The following is a 23,826-nucleotide window of genomic DNA, read 5'->3' as shown; positions in this document are numbered from 1 at the left end:
GTCCAGGGGCCGGGCCGGCCCTCGGGATCGCACAGCACCACATGGGCGGCCACCGCGTCGTGCCCCTCGCGGAACACGGTCGCGGACACCTCGAACGTCTCTCCGACGACCGCCTTGGCGGGCCGGCGTCCGCCCAGGACCACCGGGCGGACATCGAGGACCGGTATGCGGCCGACGGCGGTGTCCCCGCTCGCCGGGGACCGCTCCCGGCAGGGCGGCCGGGCGGCGCCGCGGCCCGCCGGCGCCACGGCGTCGGCCGTCCGCTCCGGCGGCCCGGCCGTCGTGCCGTTCCTGCTGCTTGTCGGGGGTGGTGACGAGGGGTGCCTGGCGGGCATGACCGCTCCTGTCCGCGTCAACGTGGGTGTGTGGGCGGATGGGTGTGGGGAGGTGGGTCCTGCGGGGTGGCCGTGATGCGCCTGAGGGACGTACCGGAGGAGCCTTCCCACCCTATTCGGGTGAGCAATCCGGGACTTCGTTAACTACTCGCGCGTATGGCCGCGCACAAGACCGGCCTCGCCCGGTGGGAACGGTTTTGCCGGCACCGGTGCGCCGGTACCTGCGGGAGTCCGCCCGGCGGGCCCGGCCGCACACCGTACGACCCCTGCGCGCACCGGCGCGGAAATGGCCGGTTCCGTCCCGGTCCGGGATCGGTCCTGGATCCGTCCGGCATCCGTTCGGGGTTGCCCGGCGATGCCCCGGCGGGCCCCGGGCCGACACCGGTACCGTCGTCACAGACGACGAGACGCACGTCGCCGTGCGCCTCCCAGAGCAACCGCGCCGAGGTGGAATGTGAAGGCGATCCGTCGGTTCACCGTCCGTCCCGTTCTCCCCGAGCCCCTGAACCCGCTGAGCGATCTGGCGCGCAACCTGCGCTGGTCCTGGCACGCGGAAACACGCGACCTCTTCCAGTCCGTCGACCCCGGCCGCTGGGCCTCCTCGGACGGTGACCCGGTACGGCTGCTGGGCAGCGTGCGCCCCGCGCGCCTGGCCGAGCTGGCCGAGGACCGCCGCTTCCTGCGCCGGCTCACCGCCGTCGCCGACGACCTCGACGACTACCTCAGCAGGGGGCGCTGGTACCAGGCACAGCCCGCCGGACTGCCCTCCGCCATCGCCTACTTCTCGCCCGAGTTCGGCATCACCGCCGCCCTGCCCCAGTACTCCGGCGGCCTCGGCATCCTCGCCGGCGACCATCTGAAGGCGGCCAGCGACCTGGGCGTACCCCTGATCGGCGTCGGACTGCTCTACCGGCACGGCTACTTCCGGCAGACCCTGTCACGGGACGGCTGGCAGCAGGAGCACTATCCCGTCCTCGACCCCGACGAACTGCCGCTGACGCTGCTCAAGGAGCAGGACGGCAGCCCGGCCCAGGTCTCGCTCGCGCTGCCCGGCGGCCGACGGCTGCGCGCCCGCATCTGGCTCGCGCAGGTGGGCCGGGTGCCGCTGCTGATGCTCGACTCGGACGTCGAGGAGAACGACCACGGCGAACGCGGCGTGACCGACCGGCTGTACGGCGGCGGCGGCGAACACCGGCTGTTGCAGGAGATGCTCCTCGGCATAGGAGGGGTGCGGGCGGTACGGACGTACGGCCGGCTGACCGGCCACCCCGGACCCGAGGTCTTCCACACCAACGAGGGGCACGCGGGCTTCCTCGGCCTGGAACGGATCGCCGAACTCTGCGCGGGCGGACAGGACTTCGACGCGGCCCTGGAGGCCGTGCGGGCCGGGACCGTGTTCACCACCCACACCCCGGTCCCGGCCGGCATCGACCGCTTCGACCGGGAACTGGTCGCCCGCCACTTCGGCCCCGACGCCGAACTCCCCGGCATCGACGTCGAGCGGATCCTGCACCTGGGGATGGAGACCTACCCGGGCGGCGAGCCGAACCTGTTCAACATGGCCGTGATGGGCCTGCGCCTGGCCCAGCGCGCCAACGGCGTCTCCCTGCTGCACGGCAGGGTCAGCCGCGAGATGTTCTCCGGGCTGTGGCCGGGATTCGACCCCGATGAGGTGCCGATCACCTCCGTCACCAACGGGGTGCACGCCCCTACCTGGGTCGCCCCGCAGGTGCTGCGGCTCGGCACCCGGGACGTCGGGGCACAGCGCGCCGAGGACACGCCCGCCGACGACGGCGCGGAACGCTGGGACCGGTTCGCGGGCGTACCCGACCAGGACCTCTGGGAACTGCGCCGGGAACTGCGCGAGCAGTTGGTGGCGGAGGTACGGGAGCGGCTGCGCGCCTCCTGGCGGCAGCGCGGCGCCGGCACCGCCGAACTGGGCTGGATCGACGGCGTCCTGGACCCCGACGTGCTCACCATCGGCTTCGCGCGGCGGGTCCCGTCGTACAAGCGCCTCACCCTGATGCTGCGCGACCGGGACCGGCTGATGGATCTCCTGCTGCACCCCGAGCGGCCCGTCCAGATCGTGGTCGCGGGCAAGGCGCACCCCGCGGACGACGGCGGCAAGCGGCTGGTGCAGGAACTGGTCCGGTTCGCCGACGACCCGCGCGTGCGCCACCGCATCGTGTTCCTGCCGGACTACGGCATGGCGATGGCGCAGAAGCTCTACCCGGGCTGCGACATCTGGCTGAACAACCCGCTGCGCCCGCTGGAGGCCTGCGGCACCTCCGGGATGAAGGCGGCCCTCAACGGCTGTCTCAACCTGTCGGTGCTGGACGGCTGGTGGGACGAATGGTTCCAGCCGGACTTCGGCTGGGCCGTCCCGACCGCGGACGGGGCGGGCACGGACCCCGAGCGGCGCGACGACATCGAGGCCGCCGCCCTCTACGACCTGCTGGAACAGCGAGTGACCCCGCGCTTCTACGAGCGGGGCCGCAGCGGACTGCCCGACCGCTGGATCGAGATGGTCCGCCAGACCCTGACCCTCCTCGGGCCGAAGGTGCCGGCCGGCCGCATGGTCCGCGAGTACGTCGAACGGCTCTACGCGCCCGCCGCGCGTGCGCATCGCGCGCTGACCGCGGACGCGGCCCGCGAACTCGCCGCCTGGAAGGCCCGGGTGCGGGCGGCCTGGCACGGCGTCAGCGTCGACCACGTGGAGTCGACGGCTTCGACCGCGACCGCGGAACTGGGGGCCACCCTCGGCCTCAGGGTGGTCGTCGGTCTCGGCGGCCTCGGGCCCGACGACGTCGAGGTGCAGGCCGTCTCCGGCCGGGTCGACCCGGAGGACCGCATCTCCGATGCGACGGCGGTGCCGCTGAAGGCCACGGGCGGGGCGGATCTGGGGGGACGGTGGGTGTACGAGGGGCCGCTGGCCCTGGATCGCACCGGGCCCTACGGCTACACCGTGCGTGTGCTGCCCGCGCATCGGTTGTTGGCCTCGGGGGTGGAGTTGGGGTTGGTGGCGGTGCCGACGGAGGATGTTTTTGCGGGGGCGGGAGTGCTGTTGCGCTGAATGGCTTGGCTTGGCTCGGCTGGGGCCGGGCGCTTGTCGTTCGGCTGCGGGTGTGTCGTGGCCTGTCGCGCAGTTCCCCGCGCCCCTATGGGGCGCGGTCAGGTGTTCTCGCCTGACAGCTTTCGCAGTACTGTTCCGCAGCGGCGGGCGTAGGCGTGTTGGAGGGCTCTGGTTGCTGGGCCGCCTGCTCGGGCGTACCAGGAGCGGGGGCGGCTGAAGGCCGCGACGGTCAGCCAGACCGTGCCGTCTCCGGTGCGGTCGACCACGAAGGCCTCCTCGCCGCACTCCGGATGGCCCTCCAGGGTGCCGTACGCCCAGCCGGCCCTGCGGGGTTCCGTCACCGTCCACACGATGCGGCAGGGGGCCCTGACCAGGCCGGCCAGGGTGACCGTGACGTCGACGCCGGGGGCCGCGCGGTCGGCGCCGGCGTCGATGCCCACGCCCAGTGCGCGGTGCATCTCCCAGGTGAGGACCATCTCGGCGGCCCGGCGGAACACCTGCTCGCCCTCGCCGATGCGCGTGCGCACATGCAGGGCGTGGAAGCCGGGCGGGCAGGCGGTCAGGTCCTCGCGGGTCGCGCCGACCGGCTCATAGGTGAAGTCTGCCGAAGACATGACACCCAAGGGTAGGGCGGCCCCCCGGAATGCCTTCCTCCCGGGGGGCCGCCCTGTCGCTTCTTTCCTCGGATCAGGTGACGTTGACCGCGGTCCAGGCGGCGGCAACGGCGTTGTACTCGGCGCTGCCGGAGCCGTACAGGGCGGTCGCCGCGTTCAGGGTCGCCGTGCGGGCGGCCTTGTAGTTGGTCGTGGATGTCATGTACGTGGTCAGCGCCTTGTACCAGATCTGCAGCGCCTTGGCCCGGCCGATGCCGGTGACCGTGGAGCCATTGGACGTCGGGGAGTTGTAGGCCACCCCGTTGATCGTCTTCGCGCCGCTGCCCTCCGACAGCAGGTAGAAGAAGTGGTTGGCGACACCGGACGAGTAGTGCACGTCCTTGCCGCCCACGCCGGCGGACCAGTAGTCGGCGGAGGCGCCGTCCTTGCTGGGCTTGTCCATGTAGCGCAGCGGGGTGCCGTCGCCGTTGATGTCGATCTTCTCGCCGATGAGGTAGTCGCCGACGTCGGAGGCGTTGTTCGTGTAGAACTCGACGCCGGTGCCGAAGATGTCGGAGGTGGCCTCGTTCAGACCGCCGGACTCGCCCGAGTAGTTGAGGCCCGCGGTGTTGGAGGTGACGCCGTGGCTCATCTCGTGGCCGGCCACGTCCAGCGAGGTCAGCGGGTGGGTGTTGCCGGAGCCGTCGCCGTAGGTCATGCAGAAGCAGCTGTCGGACCAGAAGGCGTTGACGTAGGCGTTGCCGTAGTGGACGCGCGAGTAGGCGGCCTGGCCGTTGTTCTTGATGCCATTGCGGCCGAAGGTGCTCTTGTAGAAGTCCCAGGTGGCCTGGGCGCCGTAGGCGGCGTCGGCGGCGGCCGTCTGGTCCGTGGTGGAGCTGGAGGCGGCGCCGGTGCCCCAGACGTCGTCGGCGTCGGTGAACAGGGTGCCGGTGCCGGAGGTCCCGCGGGCCAGGTTGTACGTCTTGTGGCCGCCGCGCGTGGTGTCGTACAGCTGGTACGTCGACCCCGACAGCGTGCTGGTCAGGGTGACCGTGCCGGAGTACAGGGTCTTGCCGGTGCCGGTCTCGATGCCCTGGTACTCGTAGAGCTTCTCGCCGGTGGCCGCGTCGGTGATGACGTGCAGCTCGTTCGGGGTGCCGTCGTCCTGGAAGCCGCCGACGACCGTCTCGTAGGCGAGGACGGGCTCGCCGGAGCCGGCCCAGATCACCTTGCGCGCGCCGTCGGCCTCGGTCCTGGCCGAGCCGGCCGCCTCGGCGGCGGTCAGCGCCTGCTTCTCGGCCTTGGCCGAGTCGATGCGCGGCGTGAGCGAGGCCACCTCGATGGCGTGCTTCGTGGCCTTGGTGACGCCCTCGGTCCGGCCGGACTCGGAGGAGTGCACGATCAGGTCGCCGCCGAGCACGGGCAGGCCCGCGTAGGTGCGCTCATAGCGGGTGTGGACGCTGCCGTCGACGTCCTTCACGACGTCCTTGACGACCAGCTTCTCCTTGGCGCCGAGACCTATCGTGCGGGCGGTGTCGGCGGCGTCGGTCTGCGCCTGCTGGATCAGTTCGCCGCGGGCCGCGGCCGACAGGGTGGCCGGGGCTGCGGCGAGCGGCTTCGCGGCGGCGGCCTTGGCCGGGCTCTGCGCGGAGGCGCTAGTGGTCAGGCCGGTGGCGAGCAGGGCGCCGGCTGCGACAGCGGTGGCGATGGCCAGGGTGGTGCGCTTTTGACGCGCGTAGCGGGGGCTCACTCAAGCTCCTTCATGTGGGGGAGTCCGGGCAGTGCGGGGGCACTGGCCGGAGGGAGTGGTGAACTTGCTGTGCTGCGGCGGGTGAAGGAAGGGTGACACCATGGACGTGTGCATGTCAGGACCGCGGTGTGATGTTGGCCGAAAACCGGCTGTCCGGGAAACGGTGTGGAGAGGGAGAGCCGGGTGGCCCCTGGGATCGGGTCCCGAGGGTGGCGTGCCGTTCCCGCCGTGGTCGCGTGTGGTCCACGCGGATGTCAGCCTCCGGCCGCCCGGTCCGCCGACGTCGCGCGGGCAGGGGCCCCGGCCCTCGACTGCCGGGCTTCGACGGCCGATTCCGGTGAGGCGCGTCCGGACGGTGAACTGCTTCTCAACGCTGACTCCTTCTGCGTGGCCGCGGTCGTGTGCGGCCAGGTGGTCCGGAGGCCGGGTCGGTCCTCCGGGCAGAACGGGGTGTGACGCGGAACCAGGTGCGGGGCCGGCTCGGGTGCCGGGAGTGGCGCCGTGGAATGCGGTGAGTCGGTCGTGGGAAGAGTGGCAGGAGATCGCGTCACCTGTCAGGACTGCGTCAAAAGTTTGGCCGGAATTGGTTCGTTGACCGGATGTTCATGTTCGGTATGCGAACCGTTCCCCGAGGCCAACCGGGCCTCGGGATGGCCCCGCCCCCACTCGGGGTTCTGAGCGACCTTCGCCAGGTGCAGCGCGCCGACCTTCGCGGCGAGCTGGGCGGCCCTGTCCTTCTTGGTTTTGCCGTCCGTGCGCCAGTTGACCGACGGCGGGTCCCGCGGCACAGGGAGCCGGTCACGGGGTCAGCGGCCTATGCCGGCTACGAGGGCACCTATGAGGGCGGCAAGGACCAGCGCGTAGAAGAACTGACCCTTCGGGCTGTCCGGCCTCATGCGCATCACCGCCGCTCCTCCCGGGCCGCCTCAACTGAAGCGAGGTAGGGCTCCAGGAGCCCCTCCCCCATATCGCGCAGGTGAGCAGCCATGCAGCGGCGGCCTCCTCGACCGGCGGCATGAGGAGCCGGAAGGTCACCGCAGTGACCCGTCCGGACGACGGCGAAGCACCCGGCGAGGGTGTGGCGGATCTGGTCGCCGTTGATCAGTTTCCGCGGCTCGGTAGTGCCCTCGATCCACGGAGGGTTGTCCCACCGCACGCCCCGGCTCGGCCGGAGGGCGATCCAGCCGTCTCGGCCGGTACCCATCTCGACCGCCTCGTCCACCGCGGCATAGCGCCCGGTCGCCGGGAGGACCAGCAGGACGTAGGTGTCAGGTCCCACGATCAGGCATGGGACCGGAGTGCCGCGGTCGAGGAGGACCATGGCGGCCATGCCGACCTGTCGAGGGACAAGGACGGCGTCGAACCGCTGGGTGTGGGCAATGAGTCCGGCTCCGGGTGCGGACTCCAGCGCGGCCGTCAGGGATGTCTCGTCCAGACTGCCGGCGCCCGGGCCAGGGTGCGCGCCCGGGATCGGGCAGTCGGTCCGGCCGCACGTACAGCCCTGCTTGGGCCGGTGCCGGTGGCCGGGCGCAAGGGGCCACTCCAGCGCGAGGTACGCCCTCGCCGCTGCGGCCGGGTTTCGGGTATTGATCGGCTCCATTGCCGATACCCCCAGGTGATCACATCGGTACGAGCAGTGACCACTCCAGGTTTGCGCGCCGCCAAGGGGCCGACCCTGAGAATTCTTCAGGGGCGCTCCGGTACAACTGAGCGCCCCTGTACGCCCGTTCGGGCTAGCTGACGAGTTCCATGTTCCGGATGAGCCCGGACAGGGCGGATGCCTGCGAGGGCACCCCGACCCGGGCGAGGTCGGAGACCAGGGCGCGGGCCATCGGGTCGGCGTAGACGTAGTACGGCGCCTGCCCGGCGGCCTCGCGCAACTTCACGACCGCGGAGGCGCTGCGCCCCATCCGGTGCAGTGCGCGAGCCTTGTCGATCGCGAAATGTGTCTTGCGCTCCTTGCTCGGTACGGCGTCGACGTTCGCCCTCGGTACCCGCTTGAGCCCCGTCTCAGGCTGGTCGACCTCGACTCCGGCCTCAGCTGCGTGGACGGCCACCGTGCCCCGCCCGAACACCGTTTGAGCCTCCAAGTCGTACCAGCCGTCACCGAGCCGGTCGGCGTCCTCCAGCGCGGCATCAATGCGCGCCCACGCGTCCCCGGCCCGCCCGCCGCGGGCGTGGCCGATCGCCGCCCGCAGGTGCAGCGCGCCCCGCAGGGACACGGCCCGCTCGTCGGCGCCCCGGGCGCTCGCGTACGGCTCCAGGTCCCGGAGCGCTGCGTCAGCGACGGCGACCGCCTCTCTGAGCGTGGCCTGATGGAGCAGCGCCCCGCACCGGTCCCATGCGACGGCAGCTTTCGTGACCGGGTCGCCGAGCTGAGTCGCCGAGCCGGCCGCGACCTCCGCCGCGGACCACGCCAAGTCCGGGTAGCCGAGCTGGTTGAGGCACATGCGCGCCGTGCGGGCTGCGTCCACCAGGAGCCGGAGGGCGTCCTCCCGTTCAGAGCCGTCGATGACGAGGAGCGCGGTGTTCAAGTCCTCGACCAGGGACGGGAGAAGGGTGGCCACCTTCGGAAGGTTCGCCGCTTGGCGTGCGGAGTTGGCCTGCTGTGACCGGCGGCTCAACGTGGCCAGGTCGACCGGCGCCCCGGTGGGGCTCAGGCCCGGGTGCCCCGAGAGGATGAGCCCGCTCCGGCGCAGGCCGGTGCGCAGAGCCGGAATGTGGGCGTGCGCGAGGGATCCGCCGTTGCGCTGGAGGCGGTAGGGCTGGCCGAGGAGCCAGACCACGTCAACGTCACACCGCTCGGCAATCGCGGTGATGACGCTGAATCGGTCGAGTGCTAGACGCCCGTTCTCGACGCCGGCGACCCAATCGGTCGAGCGGTCGAGGAAGTCCGCTAGCTCAACTTGAGTCAAACCGGCGGCATTACGGGCGATACGAACGCGGGTACCGATGTGCTCGTCACTGCTGAGGGGCATACGGGTGCTCCGTTCTGGCCTAGGCACTCAAAACGCTACTCCGAACCGCGCCCCCGAGCCGCCCGGGGCGCCGCAACAACGGGATCGTCGTCTCCGCGTTGCGGGTCCGGCGGGCGCTGATGGCCGGTCCCGCGCGGACGGCGGTCGTCGCCCGAGATCTCCGCGCGGAGATCGAGTCCTTCCCGGCGAGCCGGCCCGCGCTGCCCCGGCGGTAGAGTCCGCGCCATGCACCCGGTCGCTCGTTCCAGCACTCGCCTCGCCCTCCGCGAACTCGCCGTCGAGGACGTGGACATGGTGCTCGCCGTCTACGGCAGCCCTGAGGCAACGGAGCACCTGTCGTTCGAGCCGCGCACCCGCGACCAGGTCGCCCAGATCGTGACCCGGTCCATCGCCGCCGCGACGGCGGACCCGCGCAGCGAGTACGCGCTCGCCGTCGTCAAGCGGGACACAGACGACGTGATCGGGTTCGGCCGGATCGCCATGGACCCCCACCAGCAGCGCGCAGCCACCTTCGGCTTCGCGCTGCGCCCCGACGCCTGGGGCGTCGGCCACGGTCTCGAAACCGTTCGCCTCCTCCTCGGGCTCGGGTTCGAAACACTCGAACTGCACCGCATCTGGGGCGCCCGTTCCCCGCTCAACGAAGCCTCAGCGAAGACGATGGCGGCCGCGGGCATGGTCGAGGAGGGCACCATCCGCGGTCACATCCTCAAAGCCGGACAGTGGCGCGACTCCGTCGTACACGCCATGCTCGCGGACGAGTGGGTCACCCGCACGCAAACGCCCTGATCGACGCCGTCGGCGCCCGGGACGCCGCTGACCGCCTGGCCGAATACGCCGACCTGGTGCCGCCTGATGAGCACGGTGACCTACCAATGCCACGAGGCGGACGCCGCCGCACGGCAACTGGACGCGTTCCTGCCCGCGTACGAAGAGGTGTACGCGGAACCGCCGTCGGGATCTGCCCGGAACCGGACGTGATCCAGTGGAGGCGCCGCCTCTGACCTGCGGCGTTTTCCGACCCGCGGCTTCCTTCCCGCCTCGGCCCGCTCGGCCCGCGTAAGCCCGCCGTACAAAGGACGTGCCCGGCCCGGGCCCACGATCACTGGCCGGGAGGGCTGCCACGACTCCGCCCGGAGGACTACTGGGCGGACAGCTTGGGGGTCAGGGCCGGTGGAAGACTTCGGTGGGCCGCCATGGCTCCGGGGCGGCGGGCAGGCGGCTGAAGTGTGGCAGGGGGACGCGCTCCGCCTCGTCCTGTTGGTCGGTTTCCTGCGCAGCCGTGGCGTGGTCGTCGGCCACACCGCTCGGGGTCCACTGGTGGCCGTTCCACTCCACCATCCCGCGTGGGGCGTCCGGTTCGACGTGCCCGCCGCGCTCCGGACCGTCGCCGAGGGGAACGGCCTTGCGGTCACCGGGCTTCGGCCGACGGGCGTCCCTCCGCGCGGCCCACTCCTCCAACGGCTCCTCATCCACGGGCTTCCCTCTCTCCTCGTCCTGCCAGTCTGCCCGCGCCCGGCCTGCCGCCGATACCGCCGCCGGTCAGGGTGGTCGCACCGTCCGGTGCGATGGTCACCCGGGCCCCGTACACAGGCAGTTCGCCGTGTTCGAGCCACCGCCACCGGACGGCGTCGAGCATGTCGTACAGACGGCGGGGGCCACCCTGGTGGACGATCGCGGCACGGCTGGCGAGTTTTGTCTCGGCGCGTGCCCAGGAGCCGTCCGGGTGCAGCATCCACGCCACCGGGTTGCCGTCGTCGTCGGTGCCGATGCGGTGCTCGATGCCGGGTGCGGTGAGGGAGAGCATCGACCACACCTCCCACGCCTGCATGACGTTGAGCACCGGGAACGGGGAGTCGGTGACCATGTCGCCGTCCTGGTCACGGACCTGCTTGAACAGTTCGTCGAGCAGCGGCGGATAGTCGGCGCCCGTGCGGGTCTCCATGAACGCAGCCCGGTCCCATTCGATCCGGCCGGTGGCGCCGCCGTCCTCCGTCTTGTCGGCGGTCAGGATCAGCCCGGTTCCGGCCAGTGTGGTCACCAGGCGTCCGCCTGGCCGCAGCGCGCGCAGCCACGGGGCGGGGACGCGGGGCACGGACACCATGGACACGATCCGGTCGTACTCGCCGGGAAGATGCCCGGTGGCGTCCTGGGTGAGCAGTCTCGGGTGGTGGCCGATGACGTCGAGCCGTTCGGCGGCGGCCTCGGTCAGGTAGGGGTCGACGTCCACGGTGGTCACGAAGCCGTCCCCGAGCCGAGCGGAAGCCAGCGCGGCGCTGTAGCCCGAGCCGGTGGCGACATCCAGTAACGCCTGGCCCTCGCTCAGCCGCCCGTGTGTGAGCATGCTGACCACGAGACTCGGCAGGGTGCTGGACGAGGTGGGCAGTCCGATCACTGTCTCGCCGTCTGCCGCACGGTCGGCGTGCACGGTGCCGACCTGGGTGATGAGGGTCTGGTCCGCGTACGCCGCGCTCGCCCACGCCGACTCGTCTGCGGCGCCGTCGGCGGGCGTCCAGCCCTCCGGGCCGGCGGTGAACCAGCGGGGCACGCGCAGATGACGGGGCGTGGCCATGACCGGCCCGTACCACGGGGAGCCTGGATGCGCCGCCGTGCGGGCGAGCGCGGCGGCGCGCTGCTTCCAGTCCATCAGGTGACGCCTTGCAGTTCGTCGGCGATAGCCGCGGCGATCGGCTGCCCGGTCGCGCCCTGGACCCAGTCCCATTGCCCGCAGGGATTCACCTCAAGGAACCACCACCGTCCCAAGGGGTCAACGACGAAGTCAGCGGCCCCGTAGGCGAGATGGAGCTGATCCATCAGGAGGAGCATTCCGGCGCCCACCTCGGCGGGAACCGTCGTGGTGGTGTAGGTGAGGGAACCGTAGTCGGATCGCCAGTCCTCACGGGCGGCGTCGCTGCCGGCGTGTACCTCGGTGGCGAACATGCGAGAGCCCACGACCGTCAGGCGCACTTCGTGGCTCTTGTCGATCCACGCCTGGAAGAGGTGGGCGGTGGTCTCGATGCCGCGCAGGTCGGTGAGATCCGCCGGGGTGAGGCGGCGGGTGTAGACGGTTTTGAGTCGGCTGTCTTCGATCAGCACGGGGGACGCCACGGGCTTGCAGATCAGCGGGCCGGGAACGGCGGCGGCGAACTCCCGTACCGCATCCCGCCGGTTCGTGATCAGCGTGGGCGGGATATACAGCCCGCAGGCGCGGGCGGCGTCGAGCTGGACCGGCTTGTACTCGGCACGGGCCATGAACGTTGGATGGTTGACCCACCGGCAGCCCAGTGCGAACAGGACCCCGCCGAGGCCGGCGCGGGCCTGGGCCGCGGCGAACCGCTCCTCGGGCTCGGTCATGCCGTCGGGGAACTGGAACGCTCCGGGGGCGCGGTAGTACACCGCACCTACCCGGGACAGGTCCACCGTTCGGTGAGCGGTGGCCAGTTCGCCCGCCCATCCGTGCGCCGGGTCGATCCGGCCTGTCAGCGAAAGCCGCTGAGGGAAATCCGCGGTGTCCATGCGGAACACCTCGATGCCTCGGCCGGTCAGCTCGGTCACCACGCGATCAGTCGGCCAGTCGTCGTTGGCCGCGATCACCAGGACAGGCAGGGACATGGGTCAGTCCTTCGGCCCCTCGTCCAGCGGCGGCGGGTTCGTCATCGAACCGTCCGGCACGGTCGGGGCGTGGGTGTTGGCCATGCACGTCAACAGGCCTCCGTCATAGGACACGTTGACCTGACGGGCAGGATCGTAGACGGCAGCCGGTACGGTGACGGCTCCGGTCGCGCCCGGGGTACGGGCGAACCGTAGGACCCAGGGGCGCGTGTCCGGCCCCGACGGGGCTTCCGTGCTGAGTGGCAGCCTGCCGTCGGCGAGCGGAAACGCTTCTCGCGCATGGTCCATGGTGGTGGTCAAAGGCTCTCTCCTTCGGTCAATTGATTACGGGGACCGGCCGGGGTGGCTGGAGCAACGAGGCGACCCGCCCCAGGCAGGTGATCGCGGAGTCCTCACACAGTCATCAGCTCCGCGACCCGTGCGAACTCCTCCTCCAGGCGGTCGTGGCCGAGGGCTGCGAACTCGCGGTCGAGGTCCGCCGGTGTGACTCCGCGGAGTTCCACCATGGTGCGGGCGGCCCGGACCCACGGTGCCCACTGCGAGCCGTACTTCACCTGCTCCATGTGACCCCCCGGGATGGGCTGGAGTGTCACGGGGTGATGGAGGGGACCGACGACTCCCCACGCGGGTACGTGTCTCGCCCACGCCGCCACGAACCGCTCACCGCGCAGGGCGTGGCAGAGCTGGATGGAGATCCCGGCGCACGGTACGCACACCGGCGGGCTCGTCGTGCGTTCGCCTTCGCGGATCGGGCCGACGCTGTCCCGCAGGAGAAAGAGGTGCGGGCCGTGTGGGTCGGGCGGCGTGCGGGAGCAGACCTGGCACATCATGTTCAGCATGGCCCGGCGCTGGCGGTAGGGGTGGACGTTGCGCAGTTGTGGGGTGCCCCTGCGCTGCTTCGGCCGCAGGGCGTACCGGGCCCAGAGCACGCCGAAGCTGTCCCGGTCGTACGGCGTCTCATCCGCGTACGCGATTCCTGGGCCCACGCGGCGGCGGACGAAGAACTGGCCCTTCGGGCTGTCCGGTCTCATACGCATCGCCGCCTCTCGGTGAGCGGGACCAGGTGGCGCCTGTTCCGGCACGGGCCGCAGGCAAACCTGTTCCCGGCCGCGCACGGGCCGGAGCCCGCTTTTACGGCTTGGATGAGCCGGATGTTGTCGGCGAGCAGTCGGCACCAGGAGCACAGGCCGTGCCTGTCCGTGGCCGGCGTCAGCCCCTGGGTGGGTGGGACGTTGACCCGTCCGCTGTCACGGGTGACCGTGCCGTAGCGGTCCACCTGGTAGACCCGCATGGTCATGCGGCTGAGCGGCGGGCTCGCGTGCGGGGACCGCGCCCCTGCGGTCGTCTGCCTGCGGGTCACCGGCGGTTGTCCCTGACGAGCCGGTACAAGCCGCGGCCGACGGTGCAGTCGGCGGCTGTCGCCTCCGTCTCGCAGAGGTCGCACATGGGCGTGTGGGCGAACAGGCCGCGGTGTGCCCTGTCGGCGACGCACTTTCTGCAGGCGCGCGGGAAGCACGTACCATCCTCAGCCTCCTGCTCGCCGAGGTCGACAGCAGTCTCGATCGTCAAAGACTCGCCGCCCCAGATGCACACGCGGCCGGTCCCCCGGGCCTCGTCCAGGCTGTCCAGGTCGGGCAGTCCTAAGACGTCCAGCACCTCGGTCGGCGACATGTTTACGGTCTCGCTCGACATGGTCACGCCTCCACGGTCACGGTGATCCGTCTCACACCTGTGACCGTAAGAGCCCGCGCGTACTACCGCCGACCGGAATCCGGTCGCTACACCTCAAGCGGCGAGGACGCCGACCTTCGCTGCCAGCTCCGCCGCCCGCCGGCGACGGGCAGCCTGCGTCGACTCCACCTCTTCCAGCAGGATCGCCCGTGCGTATCCGTTGTAGCGGATTGTCTCCGGCGCAGCCTCGAACGCCTTCTCCAGCGAAGCGACCGCCACGTCCGGCTGGTTGTCGAGCTGGTAGCCGCGGGCCTCCTCGATCCGGTGCCGGGCCCGCCGCGGACGCGACTTGATCACGGTCGTGTCGGCCTTCGCCGCCTGCCGTACGGACTCGCCGCCCTGGCGCAACTCCACCGCCACGGTGACCGCGTGAGCGCCCATCACGGCCCGGCCGAAGCTGGTGACGGGATGGTAGTAATCGGCTGGCAGACGGTTCGCCATCTTCTTGGCCTTGTCCCAGTGCCCCCACGCGATACCGGTCTCCCGCCGGCGGGCCGCGGTGTAGCCGAGCTCGAACTCCAAGGCGCCGGCGATGGCGAGGACATCGTCACTCGCGTCCGGCAGCAGCGGCTCCAGGAACCGGACAGCCTCCAGGTTGATGGCGTCGGCCGCGTCGAAGTGCCGCGCCCCGGAGTCGCGATGTGCCTGCGCGAGCAGCCAGGCGGCGACGCCGATGGCGTGCGGGTCGCCGGAGTCCTGGGCTGCGACCATGCCCCGCTCGGCGACGCGCCACAGCAGGGCGGCATCCGGTTGATAGGCGATGAAGAACTGGCTGAGGCTGTAGGTCTCGGCGAGCAGGGCCTGTGCCGCGCGCCGTTCATTGGCGGTGCCGGCGTGCCGGACGAGGGTCTGGCCGTCGCGGATGAGGTCGGGCAGCAACTTGCCGATGGCCTCGCGGTGGTTCTTCGCCCCGTGCCGTTCTTTCCACGCGGCGTGCAGGCGGGCTTCGAGGTGCGCCACGGGCGGCGGCTCGGTGTCTGAGGACAGGGTGAAGGTGTCGATGGCGGCCTTGACCGCGGCAAGGCGTGGGTGGCCGGGGCCGATGAAGAGGTCGACGTGCATGTCTGGGTGGCCTGTCAGATCGGCGAGGTCGCGGACGCGTAGGGCTTCGGCGATCCGTAGCACCATGTCGAGGCCGGGGGCTTTCTGCTGCCCGTTCTCGATCTTGCGGAGGGTGTGTGGTGAGAGCGCTACGAGGTCGGCGAGCTGGGCTTGGGTCATTCCGCGGCGTTCGCGGAGGATCTGCACTCGTTGGCCGAAGCGCACCGAGTCGGCGTACGGGTCCGAGGTAGCATCAGATGGCACGGTCTCGCCCCAATCTCTGAACAGCTCGACACTGTCAGGGTATGGGGCGGGACCATTCTCGTGTGAGGACTCTGCTGCCTGTTCATGTCCGGGCATGACGAAACAGCCCCTGCCGCCCGAAGCAGCAGGGGCCAGACGATTTGATCGGCGGTATCAGGCGCTCGCCCGAATCGCACGTCAGCGTCCGTGCCCGTAGTCCCGGGTGAAACGGGATCCCAGTCGTGGACACGCTCCTGGTGCGCGACGCGGTGTCGTCCGCGGTTACCCGGCCCGCCGACGAGGGCGGCTGGACCTGCTGGTCTACGACGCGCATGGCGCCCTGGTCGACGTGTCGGATGTTCCGGCTGCGATCGCCCAGGGGTAACTCGGGCACTCGGCTCGGGCCGGCTTCATCACCAGTCCGGCGTGGGCTGATCCCCGGCGGTATGACCGACCTGAACGACGAGGGCGGGTGGTGGTCAACCGGCCTTGATGGGTGCCCCGCCGGCGTCGTACACCTGCCCAATGATGGCGTTCACTCGGAATGTGCCCACGGGATCCGGCGTCTGAAATGTAGCTCCAGTATTTCCGTCGGCCCGCAACCGTGCTGCTACCGCCTTGTTCACCGCTTTCTCGGCCTGCCCGGCGTCGAGCTTGGCTTTGGGGAGGTCTACGCGGGCCGGGCCGAGCGTGACGTCGACCCAGCAGTGCGTGGAAGGCGTCTGGAACGTGCCTGCGCTGTAGGTGTAGCCAAGGCGGACGCTGACGGAGGAGCCGCCCGTCTTGGAGTACGTGGTGTGGATATTGGTGCCCGAACTCTGCTTGTTGTACAGAATGCCGTTGGATATCTGGGCGACCTGGTCGCGGGTGCGCGGCTCGAACGGCAGGTGCTCCGTTGCCTCGGTGCGTGTTCCACTCGTGGCCGCAGGCGCCGTTCTACGACTGCATGATCCGTGAACTACGCACCCAGGCGCCGTGGCCCCTCTGCCGGCCGGGAGGGCTGGTCATGGTGTGCCGTTCGTGTGCCAGGTGCGCCACAGCGCCGCGTACGCCCCGTCGGCCTTCACCAGTTCGTCGTGCGTGCCCAGTTCGGTGAGCCGGCCCTCCTCCATCACGGCCACCCGGTCCGCGTCGTGGGCGGTGTGCAGTCGGTGGGCGATCGCGATGACGGTACGGCCCGCCAGCACGGCGGCCAGGGCACGCTCGGTGTGCCGTGCGGTCGCCGGGTCCAGCAGGGCCGTGGCCTCGTCCAGGATCAGTGTGTGCGGGTCGGCCAGCACCACCCGGGCCAGCGCGAGCTGCTGGGCCTGGGACCCGTCGGTGGCCGCACCGCCCGGACCCAGCCGGGTGTCGAGGCCGTCCGGCAGCTCGCGCACCCAGGCGTCGGCGCCCACCGCGACCAGCGCCGCCCACAACTCCTCGTCGCCGGCCGCCGGTTCGGCGATCCGCAGATTGTCCCGCACCGTGCCGAGGAAGACATGGTGTTCCTGGGTGACCAGCACCACCTGCCGGCGCAGCCGCTCCGGCTCCAGACCCGCGACCGGCACCCCGCCCACCGTCACCGTGCCCGCGCCCGGCGCGTCGACGCCCGCGAGCAGCCGGCTCAGCGTGGTCTTGCCCGCGCCGGACGGGCCGACCACCGCCAGCCGCTCCCCGGGCCGCACCGTCAGATCGACCCCGCGCAGCACCTCCCCGCCCCGCTCGTAGGCGTACCGCACCCCCGACACGTCGATCCGGTCGTCCGCCGGGGCCGGCGCGCCGCCGTCCGGCACCGAACGCGGCGCCCCGGCCAGCCCCTCCACCCGGGCGAACGACGCGTTGCTGCTCTGCAGTTGCTCGATCCGCATCAGGATCTGGTCCAGCGGCTCGGTGAGCTGCCGAAGATACAGCGCCGCCGCCACCACCGCGCCGAGGCCCACCGCCCCGCGCGCGTGCAGCACCCCGCCGACCAGCAGCACCCCCGCCACCGGGATCGTGTACGACACCTCCACGGCAGGGAAGAACACCGTGCGCAGGTACAGCGTGTACAGCCGGGTCCGCCGGGACGTGTCCAACGCGTCCCGGCTCGCCGCGATCCGCCGCTCCTCAAGGCGGAACGCCTCCACCGTGCGGGCCCCGGACGCGGTGGCCGCGACGATCTCCGCGACCTGTGAGGTGGCCGCGCCCTCGGCGAGATAGCCGTCCCTGGCCCGGCGCAGATACCAGCGCAGCGCGCACCAGATCGGGATCGTCCCGAGCACCCCGAACAGGCCGAGCAGCGGGTCGAGCGCGAACACGGCGCCGGTCACGAACAGCGCCTGCACGGAGCAGACCAGCAGCTCGGGGCCCACGTCCCGGAGCGTCGTGCCGACCGCGGCCACGTCCGCGGTGCCGCGCGCGGTGAGGTCTCCGGTGCCGGCCCGCTCCACCGTCGACGCGGGCAGCGCGAGCGCCCGGTCGACGAACTCCTCACGGACCCGGGCCAGCGTCCGCTCCCCGAACCGGTAGCCCACGTACCGGGCCCAGCGCGCCAGCAGCAGCTGGGCCAGCGCGCACACCAGGATGCCGAGCGCCAGCCGGTCCACCACCGCGACCCCGGCTCCGGCCCGCACCTCGTCCACGATCCGGCCGACCAGCCACGGCCCGGCCAGCCCGGCCGCGGCGGCCAGCGCGTTCAGCAGCAGCGCGGCGGTGAAGGACCGCCCGTCGGCCCGCACCAGCCGCACCGTCGCCCGGCGCACCTCGGACCGCCCGGCGACGGGCAGATGACCCGTGTCCGGCGTCACCGCACGACCTCTTCGGCAGCGTTGTCACGTGCCACCAGGGCCCGGTAGCCGGGCTCGTCCGCGAGCAGCCGGCGGTGCCGCCCGGTGGCCGTGACCTTGCCGTCCACCAGGTAGTGCACGGTGTCCGCGCGGTCCAGCACCAGCGGCGAGGTCGTGGTCACCACCGTCGTACGGCCGGTGCGCGCGGCCCGCAGCCGGCGGGCCACCGTGGCCTCCGTGTGCGCGTCCAGCGCCGACGTCGGCTCGACCGCGAGCAGCACCTCCGGGTCCGCCAGCAACGCCCGGACCAGCCGCACCCGTTGCCGCTGGCCGCCCGACAGGCTACGGCCCTGCGCCGACACGGCCGAGTCGAGCCCGTCCGGCAGTCCCTGCACGATGTCGTCGGCGGCGGCCGCGTGCACCGCCCGCCCCAGCGCGGTGTCGTCGCACTCCCGGCGCCCGGCCACCACCTCCCGCAGCGTCCCCGCGAACAGGTCGGCCTCGTTGTCGCAGACCAGGATCCGGGACCGCACCTCGGCCAGCGGGATCGCGTCGAGCCGCACCCCGCCCCAGGTGGCGGCGGACGGCACGAAGTGGCCGAGGCGGTCGACCACGGCCGCGGCGTCCGCTGGCCGGGCGGCGACCAGCGCGGTCAGCCGCCCCGGCGGCACCCGCACCCCCGACTCGGGATCGACCAGCGCGGCCGGCTCCGCCGGGGCGGGCCGGGTCCCCTCGTCCGGCTCCGGTTCGAGCCGCAGCAGCGCCACCACCCGGCGCGCGGCCACCACGCCCCGGCTGAGCTGGTAGCCCATCTCCAGGAAGAAGGCCACCGGCCCCACCAGCACCGCGACATAGCCGTACACCGCCACCAACTCGCCGATGGTCAGCTCGCCCGCCGCGGCCATCCGGGCCGCGAGCCAGGTCACCACCGCCAGGAACAGGGTCGGCAGGCCCACCCCGAGCGCCTGCACCCAACTGGCCACCGCGCCCACCCGGTAGCCCTGCGCCCGCAGCCGCCCCGAGTCACCCCGGAACGCGTCCGCGAACAGACCCTTGCCGCCGAGTCCGTTGAGGACCCGCAGCCCGCCCGCCAGATCGCCGATGCGCGCGGTCAGCACGCCCTGCCGCTCCCGGTACTCGGTCTCCGCCGCCTGCAACCGCACCGTCAGCGGACCCGCGACCAGCGCGATCACCGGCATCCCGAGCAGCACCACCGCGGCCGGCAGCGGTGAGATCGACAGCAGCACCCCGGCCACCACCACATAGACCACCACCGAACCGACCCCGGGTCCGACGACGGTCAGTGACTGCGCGATCGTCTGCACGTCGCCGACGCCGACCGTGACGATCTCCCCGGCCCCGGCCCGCCGCGGCAGCGCGGCCCCCAGCCGCACCGCGTGCCCGACGACCACCTTGACCGTGCGGAAGTTGGCGTCCATCCGCACCCGCGTCATCGTCCGGTGGCGCATGATGCTCAGCCACGAGTTGACCGCCCCGACCAGGAACAGCACCACGGTCCACGCGGCCAGCGCGCCCATATCACCCGCCACCAGGCCGTCGTCGACCGCGCGGGCCATCAGATACGGGGCCGCCGCCATCAGCACCAGCCAGACGCTGCCCAGCAGCGCCCCGGCCAGCGACCGGCCCGGCTGGCACCGCACCAGCCACCACAGGAACCGCCAGCCGCCGCGCGTGTCGGGTGTCCCGGGATCCTCGTACGCGTCGATCATCCATCTCCCCGTCCCGTTCCGGTGTGCCGAGTGCTCCGCTGGTTGTGCCGCTCTGTGCCGTCAGTTGTCTGCGGCGACGTCGTGGCTTGGCGCGCCGTTCCCCGCGCCCCTTTGGGGCGGTGTCCAACCGGCGGTCGCTGTCAGGCCAGGCTGTCCCGCCAGGCCCGGTGCAGGTCCGCGAACCGGCCCGTCCCGGCGATCAGCTCGGCGGGTTCGCCGTCCTCGACGATCCGGCCGTGCTCCATGACCAGCACCCGGTCGGCGATCTCCACGGTCGACAGCCGGTGCGCGATCACCACGGCCGTACGGCCCCGCAGCACCGTCGACATGGCCCGCTGCACCGCCCGCTCCCCGGGTACGTCCAGCGAACTGGTCGCCTCGTCGAGGATCAGCACCGCCGGATCGGCGAGCAACGCCCGTGCGAAGCCGACCAGTTGACGCTGGCCGGCCGAGATGCGGCCGCCCCGCTTGCGCACGTCCGTGTCATAACCGTCCGGCAGTCCGTCGATGAACTCGTGCGCCCCGATCGCCTTCGCCGCCCGCTCGATGTCCTCGCGGGTGGCGTCCGGGCGGCCGATGGCGATGTTCTCGGCCACCGTGCCCGAGAACAGGAACGACTCCTGCGTCACCATCACCACGCCGCGGCGCAGTTCGGGCGAGGACAGCTCCCGCAGGTCCACCCCGTCGAGCAGGACCCGGCCGTCGGAGGGGTCGTAGAACCGGGCGAGCAGCTTGGCCAGCGTCGACTTGCCCGCGCCCGTCGAACCGACCACGGCGACCGTCTGACCGGCCGGGATCGTGAGGTCGAAGCGGGGCAGCACCTCCCCGCCGGTGCGGTAGGCGAACCGGACGCCGGCGAAGACGACCTCACGCCCTGGGCGGCCCTTCCTCGCCTGCGTCGGCAGCCCTCGGGGCGCGGTCGGCTCCGGCACCGACGGGGTCTGCGCCAGCAGGCCCGCGATCTTCTCCAGCGAGGCGGCGGCCGACTGGTAGGAGTTGAGGAACATGCCCAGCCGGTCGATGGGGTCGTACAGGCGGCGCAGATACAGCACCGCCGCCGCGAGCACGCCCAGCGCCAGCGAGCCGGACGCCACCCGGGAGGCGCCCCACAGCACGATCACCGCGACCGCCGTGTTGGCGACGAGGCGGGAACCCACGACATAACGGGCCATCTCCAGCAGGGCGTCGCCGTTCGTCCGTTCGTGGCGCCGGTTGAGGACGTCGAACTCGGCGTCGTTCGCGGTCTCCCGGCGGAAGGCGCGCACCGGCCGGATGCCGTTCATCGTCTCGACGAACTTCACGATGACCGCCGCGATGGCCGTGGAACGGAGCCGGAACACCTGTCCCGCGCGCCGCTGGTAGAGCCGTACCAGCAGATACAGGGGCACGAAGGACGCCACCGCGACCGCGCCCAGGCCCAGGTCGAGCCAGAGCAGCATCGCGGAGATGTACACGAAGGACAGGATCACCGTGACGAGTTCCTGAAGCCCCTCGCTGAGCAGTTCGCGCAGCGACTCCACGTCCGCGGTGGAGCGCGAGATGAGCCGGCCCGAGGTGTACCGCTCGTGGAAGTCGACGCTCAGCGCCTGCGCGTGCCGGAAGATACGGCCGCGCAGGTCGAGCAGCACGTCCTGGTTGACGCGCGCGGACGCCTCGATGAACGCGAACTGGAGGCCCCCGGAGAGCAGCGCGCACAGCAGATAGCCGACGGCGACCGCGATCAGCGGGCCGTGCTCGCCCCGCCCGAGGGCCGGTACGGCGCTGTCGATGGCGTAGGCCACCAGCAGCGGACCGGCCTGCACGGCGGCCTGCTGGAACAGCAGCAGCAGCGTGGTGACGGCGACGCGGGCCTTCATCGGGGCGAGCAGCGAGCGCAGCAGGGCGGCCGTGGCACCCGGCGGCGTGGGCAGCACGTCCCGGTCGAAGGGGTCCTGGGAGTCCTGCGGCCGGGCCGGAGCGTCCTCCGGGTCCGGCGGGGACAGGGACCCGGAGGCGGCGGGCGGCGGAGCCGAGGAGGCGGGAGCGGTCATCGAGCGTCCTCCACTTCTGCGCCCGGCACACCGGCGTCCCACAACGCACCACCGCGCCCGTCCCCGCCCCGTCCGCCACCCACGCCGGCTCCGGGTTGTTCGCCGGACATCAGGTGCGCGTACTCCGGGTGGGTGCGGAGCAGTTCGTGGTGGGTGCCGACCGCGGCGATACGGCCCTGGGAGAGCAGGGCGACGCGGTCGGCGAGCAGCACCGTCGAGGGGCGGTGGGCGACGATCAGCGCGGTGGTGTCCGTGAGGACCCGGCGCAGCGCGGCCTCCACGGCGGCCTCGGTGTGCACGTCGAGCGCGGACAGCGGGTCGTCCAGCACGAGGAAGCGCGGGCGGCCCACCACCGCACGGGCGAGCGCGAGCCGCTGCCGCTGCCCGCCGGACAGACTCAGCCCCTGCTCGCCCACCTGGGTGTCCGTGCCCTGCGGCAGCGCGTGCGCGAACTCGGCCTGCGCGACGGACAGCGCCCGCTCCAGGTCCGCCCGGCCTGCGCTCCCGTCGCCGCCCATGAGCACGTTCTGCCCGACGGACGCGGAGAACAGCGTCGGTTCCTCGAACGCGACGGCCACCTTCGCGCGTAGCTCCTCGCGGGACATGGCGGTGATGTCCCACCCGTCCAGCGTGATCCGCCCGGAGGTGACCTCGTGCAGCCGGGGGATGAGCGCCGTCAGGGTGGTCTTCCCGCTGCCGGTCGCCCCGACCAGGGCCATGGATTCGCCGGGGCGGATGTGCAGGTCGATGCCGTCGAGGGTGGGTGGGGAGCCGGGCGGGGCGTCGGGATAGCGGAACCGGACGCCGTGGAACCGGAGTCCGCCGTCCGCCGGCCCCGGCTTCCGGTCCGGGCCGCCGGTTCCCCCCGGCTCCTCCACCCGGGCGTCCCGCGCCTCGAAGTACCGTTCCGTCGCCGTCGCCGCCTCCTGTGTCATCGCCAGCAGGAACCCGATCGAGTCCACCGGCCAGCGCAGCGCGAGCGCCGTGCTCAAGAAGGCGACCAGTGTCCCCGCGGACAGCTGCCCGTCCGCCACCCGCACGGTTCCCAGCACCAGCGCCGCGCCGATCGCGACCTCCGGCAGCGTCACGATGACGGCCCAGATCGCCGCCAGCAGCCGCGCCTTGCGCAGCTCCGTGCCGCGCAGCGTCCCCGACAGCTCGCTGAACGCCCGTGCCTGGCTGCGGTGCCGGCCGAACCCCTTGATGATGCGGATGCCGAGCACGCTCTCCTCGACGACCGTCGTCAGGTCGCCGACCTGGTCCTGGGCGAGCCGTGCCACAAGGGCGTACCGCCGCTCGAAGATCACACAGGTCCACATCAGGGGCACCGCGGGCCCGAGGACGACCAGCCCCAGCAGCCAGTCCTGGGACATCATGATCGCCACGCCGACCAAGATGGTCACGCCGTTGACCAGCAGGAACGTCAACGGGAAGGCGAGGAACATACGCAGCAGCATCAGATCGGTGGTGCCCCGGGAGAGCAACTGGCCCGACGCCCAGCGGTCGTGGAAGGCCACCGGCAGCCGTTGCAGATGCCCGTACAGCTCGGCCCGCATCTCCGCCTCGACGTGCGACAGCGGCCGGGCCACCAGCCACCGCCGCAGCCCGAACAGCACCGCCTCCGCGATCCCGAGCAGCAGCAGGTACAGCGCGCCCAGCCACACGCCCGCCGGATCCCGGTCGGCGACCGGCCCGTCCACCATCCACTTCAGGACCAGCGGGATCACCAGCCCCACACAGGAGGCGACCACCGCGACGAACGCGGCGGTGCACAGCCGTGCCCGCACCGGGCGAACATAGGGCCACAGCCGCAGCAGGGTGCGTACGGTGGAACGGTCAGGACGGTCCTTGGTGGTTGCACGTGTGGAGGGCATCACACGGAGCCTACGGACCGGCACCGACAACGCCCACCGAGTTTCAGCCGGGCACCCGGTCGCACAGATGCGCGCACGGGTCGCACGGCCGCGCC

General features: G+C 71.9%; 20 protein-coding genes. 3 read left to right on the top strand and 17 right to left on the bottom strand.

Translation table 11 applies throughout. The features are described from left to right. On the bottom strand, positions 1-335 hold a 335-nt coding region (locus ACFYTE_RS22015; protein ID WP_388712844.1), incomplete at its 3' end, for a maltotransferase domain-containing protein. 454 nt (positions 336-789) lie between these two features. Between ACFYTE_RS22015 and ACFYTE_RS22010 the strand changes: the two genes are divergently transcribed. Next, entirely contained in the window at positions 790-3,408 is a 2,619-nt protein-coding gene (locus ACFYTE_RS22010) for a glycosyltransferase family 1 protein (protein WP_388712841.1), read from the top strand. 98 nt (positions 3,409-3,506) lie between these two features. Here the strand turns inward: ACFYTE_RS22010 and ACFYTE_RS22005 are convergent, their stop codons facing one another. The 5 genes from ACFYTE_RS22005 to ACFYTE_RS21985 form a co-directional block, all read right to left on the bottom strand. Further along, the gene (locus ACFYTE_RS22005; protein WP_388712839.1) at positions 3,507-4,022 is read right to left on the bottom strand and encodes a DUF1990 domain-containing protein; all 516 of its coding nucleotides are present in this window, start codon (positions 4,020-4,022) and stop codon (positions 3,507-3,509) included. A gap of 73 nt (positions 4,023-4,095) precedes the next feature. After that, complete coding sequence (locus tag ACFYTE_RS22000; protein WP_388712836.1) at positions 4,096-5,751, bottom strand: M4 family metallopeptidase; 1,656 nt, start codon at positions 5,749-5,751, stop codon at positions 4,096-4,098. Positions 5,752-6,305: 554 nt separating this feature from the next. After that, the gene (locus ACFYTE_RS21995; protein ID WP_388712833.1) at positions 6,306-6,539 is read right to left on the bottom strand and encodes a hypothetical protein; all 234 of its coding nucleotides are present in this window, start codon (positions 6,537-6,539) and stop codon (positions 6,306-6,308) included. Positions 6,540-6,652: 113 nt separating this feature from the next. Beyond that, a complete protein-coding gene (locus tag ACFYTE_RS21990; protein WP_388712830.1) occupies positions 6,653-7,351 on the bottom strand; it encodes a hypothetical protein in 699 nt (232 codons plus the stop codon). Positions 7,352-7,484: 133 nt separating this feature from the next. After that, positions 7,485-8,729: a helix-turn-helix domain-containing protein gene (locus tag ACFYTE_RS21985; protein ID WP_388712828.1), complete on the bottom strand. Its 1,245-nt coding sequence runs from the start codon at positions 8,727-8,729 to the stop codon at positions 7,485-7,487. A gap of 225 nt (positions 8,730-8,954) precedes the next feature. On the opposite strand from ACFYTE_RS21985, the gene ACFYTE_RS21980 reads away from it, so the two are divergent. Together ACFYTE_RS21980 and ACFYTE_RS21975 are read left to right on the top strand one after the other, a co-directional pair. Further along, complete coding sequence (locus ACFYTE_RS21980; RefSeq protein WP_388712825.1) at positions 8,955-9,515, top strand: GNAT family N-acetyltransferase; 561 nt, start codon at positions 8,955-8,957, stop codon at positions 9,513-9,515. A gap of 66 nt (positions 9,516-9,581) precedes the next feature. Continuing rightward, a complete protein-coding gene (locus tag ACFYTE_RS21975) occupies positions 9,582-9,707 on the top strand; it encodes a hypothetical protein (protein WP_388712823.1) in 126 nt (41 codons plus the stop codon). Positions 9,708-9,890: 183 nt separating this feature from the next. Here ACFYTE_RS21975 and ACFYTE_RS21970 read toward each other — a convergent pair whose 3' ends face one another. From ACFYTE_RS21970 to ACFYTE_RS21920, 11 genes are all read right to left on the bottom strand, one after another. Beyond that, positions 9,891-10,202: a DUF6087 family protein gene (locus ACFYTE_RS21970; RefSeq protein ID WP_388712820.1), complete on the bottom strand. Its 312-nt coding sequence runs from the start codon at positions 10,200-10,202 to the stop codon at positions 9,891-9,893. Then, complete coding sequence (locus tag ACFYTE_RS21965; RefSeq protein ID WP_388712817.1) at positions 10,195-11,373, bottom strand: methyltransferase domain-containing protein; 1,179 nt, start codon at positions 11,371-11,373, stop codon at positions 10,195-10,197. The genes ACFYTE_RS21970 and ACFYTE_RS21965 overlap by 8 nt, the downstream gene beginning before the upstream one ends. Then, positions 11,373-12,338 carry an ATP-grasp ribosomal peptide maturase gene (gene tgmB / locus ACFYTE_RS21960; protein ID WP_388712815.1) on the bottom strand — a complete coding sequence of 322 codons (966 nt, stop codon included), beginning with the start codon at positions 12,336-12,338 and terminating at the stop codon, positions 11,373-11,375. Before tgmB ends, ACFYTE_RS21965 begins: the two co-directional genes overlap by 1 nt. 3 nt (positions 12,339-12,341) lie before the next feature. Continuing rightward, complete coding sequence (gene tgmA / locus ACFYTE_RS21955) at positions 12,342-12,638, bottom strand: putative ATP-grasp-modified RiPP (protein WP_388712812.1); 297 nt, start codon at positions 12,636-12,638, stop codon at positions 12,342-12,344. A 92-nt stretch (positions 12,639-12,730) separates the two neighbouring features. Further along, positions 12,731-13,369 carry a hypothetical protein gene (locus ACFYTE_RS21950; protein ID WP_388712809.1) on the bottom strand — a complete coding sequence of 213 codons (639 nt, stop codon included), beginning with the start codon at positions 13,367-13,369 and terminating at the stop codon, positions 12,731-12,733. Between the two features lie 325 nt (positions 13,370-13,694). Beyond that, positions 13,695-14,030 (bottom strand): hypothetical protein, encoded by a 336-nt coding sequence (locus ACFYTE_RS21945; protein WP_388712806.1) that lies wholly within the window; start codon positions 14,028-14,030, stop codon positions 13,695-13,697. A gap of 93 nt (positions 14,031-14,123) precedes the next feature. After that, positions 14,124-15,374 carry a helix-turn-helix transcriptional regulator gene (locus ACFYTE_RS21940; protein WP_388712803.1) on the bottom strand — a complete coding sequence of 417 codons (1,251 nt, stop codon included), beginning with the start codon at positions 15,372-15,374 and terminating at the stop codon, positions 14,124-14,126. 983 nt (positions 15,375-16,357) lie between these two features. Beyond that, positions 16,358-18,118, bottom strand: coding sequence for an ABC transporter ATP-binding protein (locus ACFYTE_RS21935; RefSeq protein ID WP_388712801.1), 1,761 nt, complete (start codon positions 18,116-18,118; stop codon positions 16,358-16,360). Continuing rightward, positions 18,115-19,827, bottom strand: coding sequence for an ABC transporter transmembrane domain-containing protein (locus ACFYTE_RS21930; protein ID WP_388712798.1), 1,713 nt, complete (start codon positions 19,825-19,827; stop codon positions 18,115-18,117). The genes ACFYTE_RS21935 and ACFYTE_RS21930 overlap by 4 nt, the downstream gene beginning before the upstream one ends. 140 nt (positions 19,828-19,967) lie before the next feature. Next, complete coding sequence (locus ACFYTE_RS21925; RefSeq protein WP_388712796.1) at positions 19,968-21,857, bottom strand: ABC transporter ATP-binding protein; 1,890 nt, start codon at positions 21,855-21,857, stop codon at positions 19,968-19,970. Then, positions 21,854-23,731: an ABC transporter ATP-binding protein gene (locus ACFYTE_RS21920; RefSeq protein ID WP_388712792.1), complete on the bottom strand. Its 1,878-nt coding sequence runs from the start codon at positions 23,729-23,731 to the stop codon at positions 21,854-21,856. Before ACFYTE_RS21920 ends, ACFYTE_RS21925 begins: the two co-directional genes overlap by 4 nt. Positions 23,732-23,826: the final 95 nt, after the last annotated feature.

The organism is Streptomyces sp. NPDC004629, assembly GCF_042873595.1.
Classification (GTDB): Bacteria; Actinomycetota; Actinomycetes; order Streptomycetales; family Streptomycetaceae; genus Streptomyces.
Note: the sequence above shows the minus strand (reverse complement) of the source record. Positions and strands in the feature narration are given on the sequence as shown.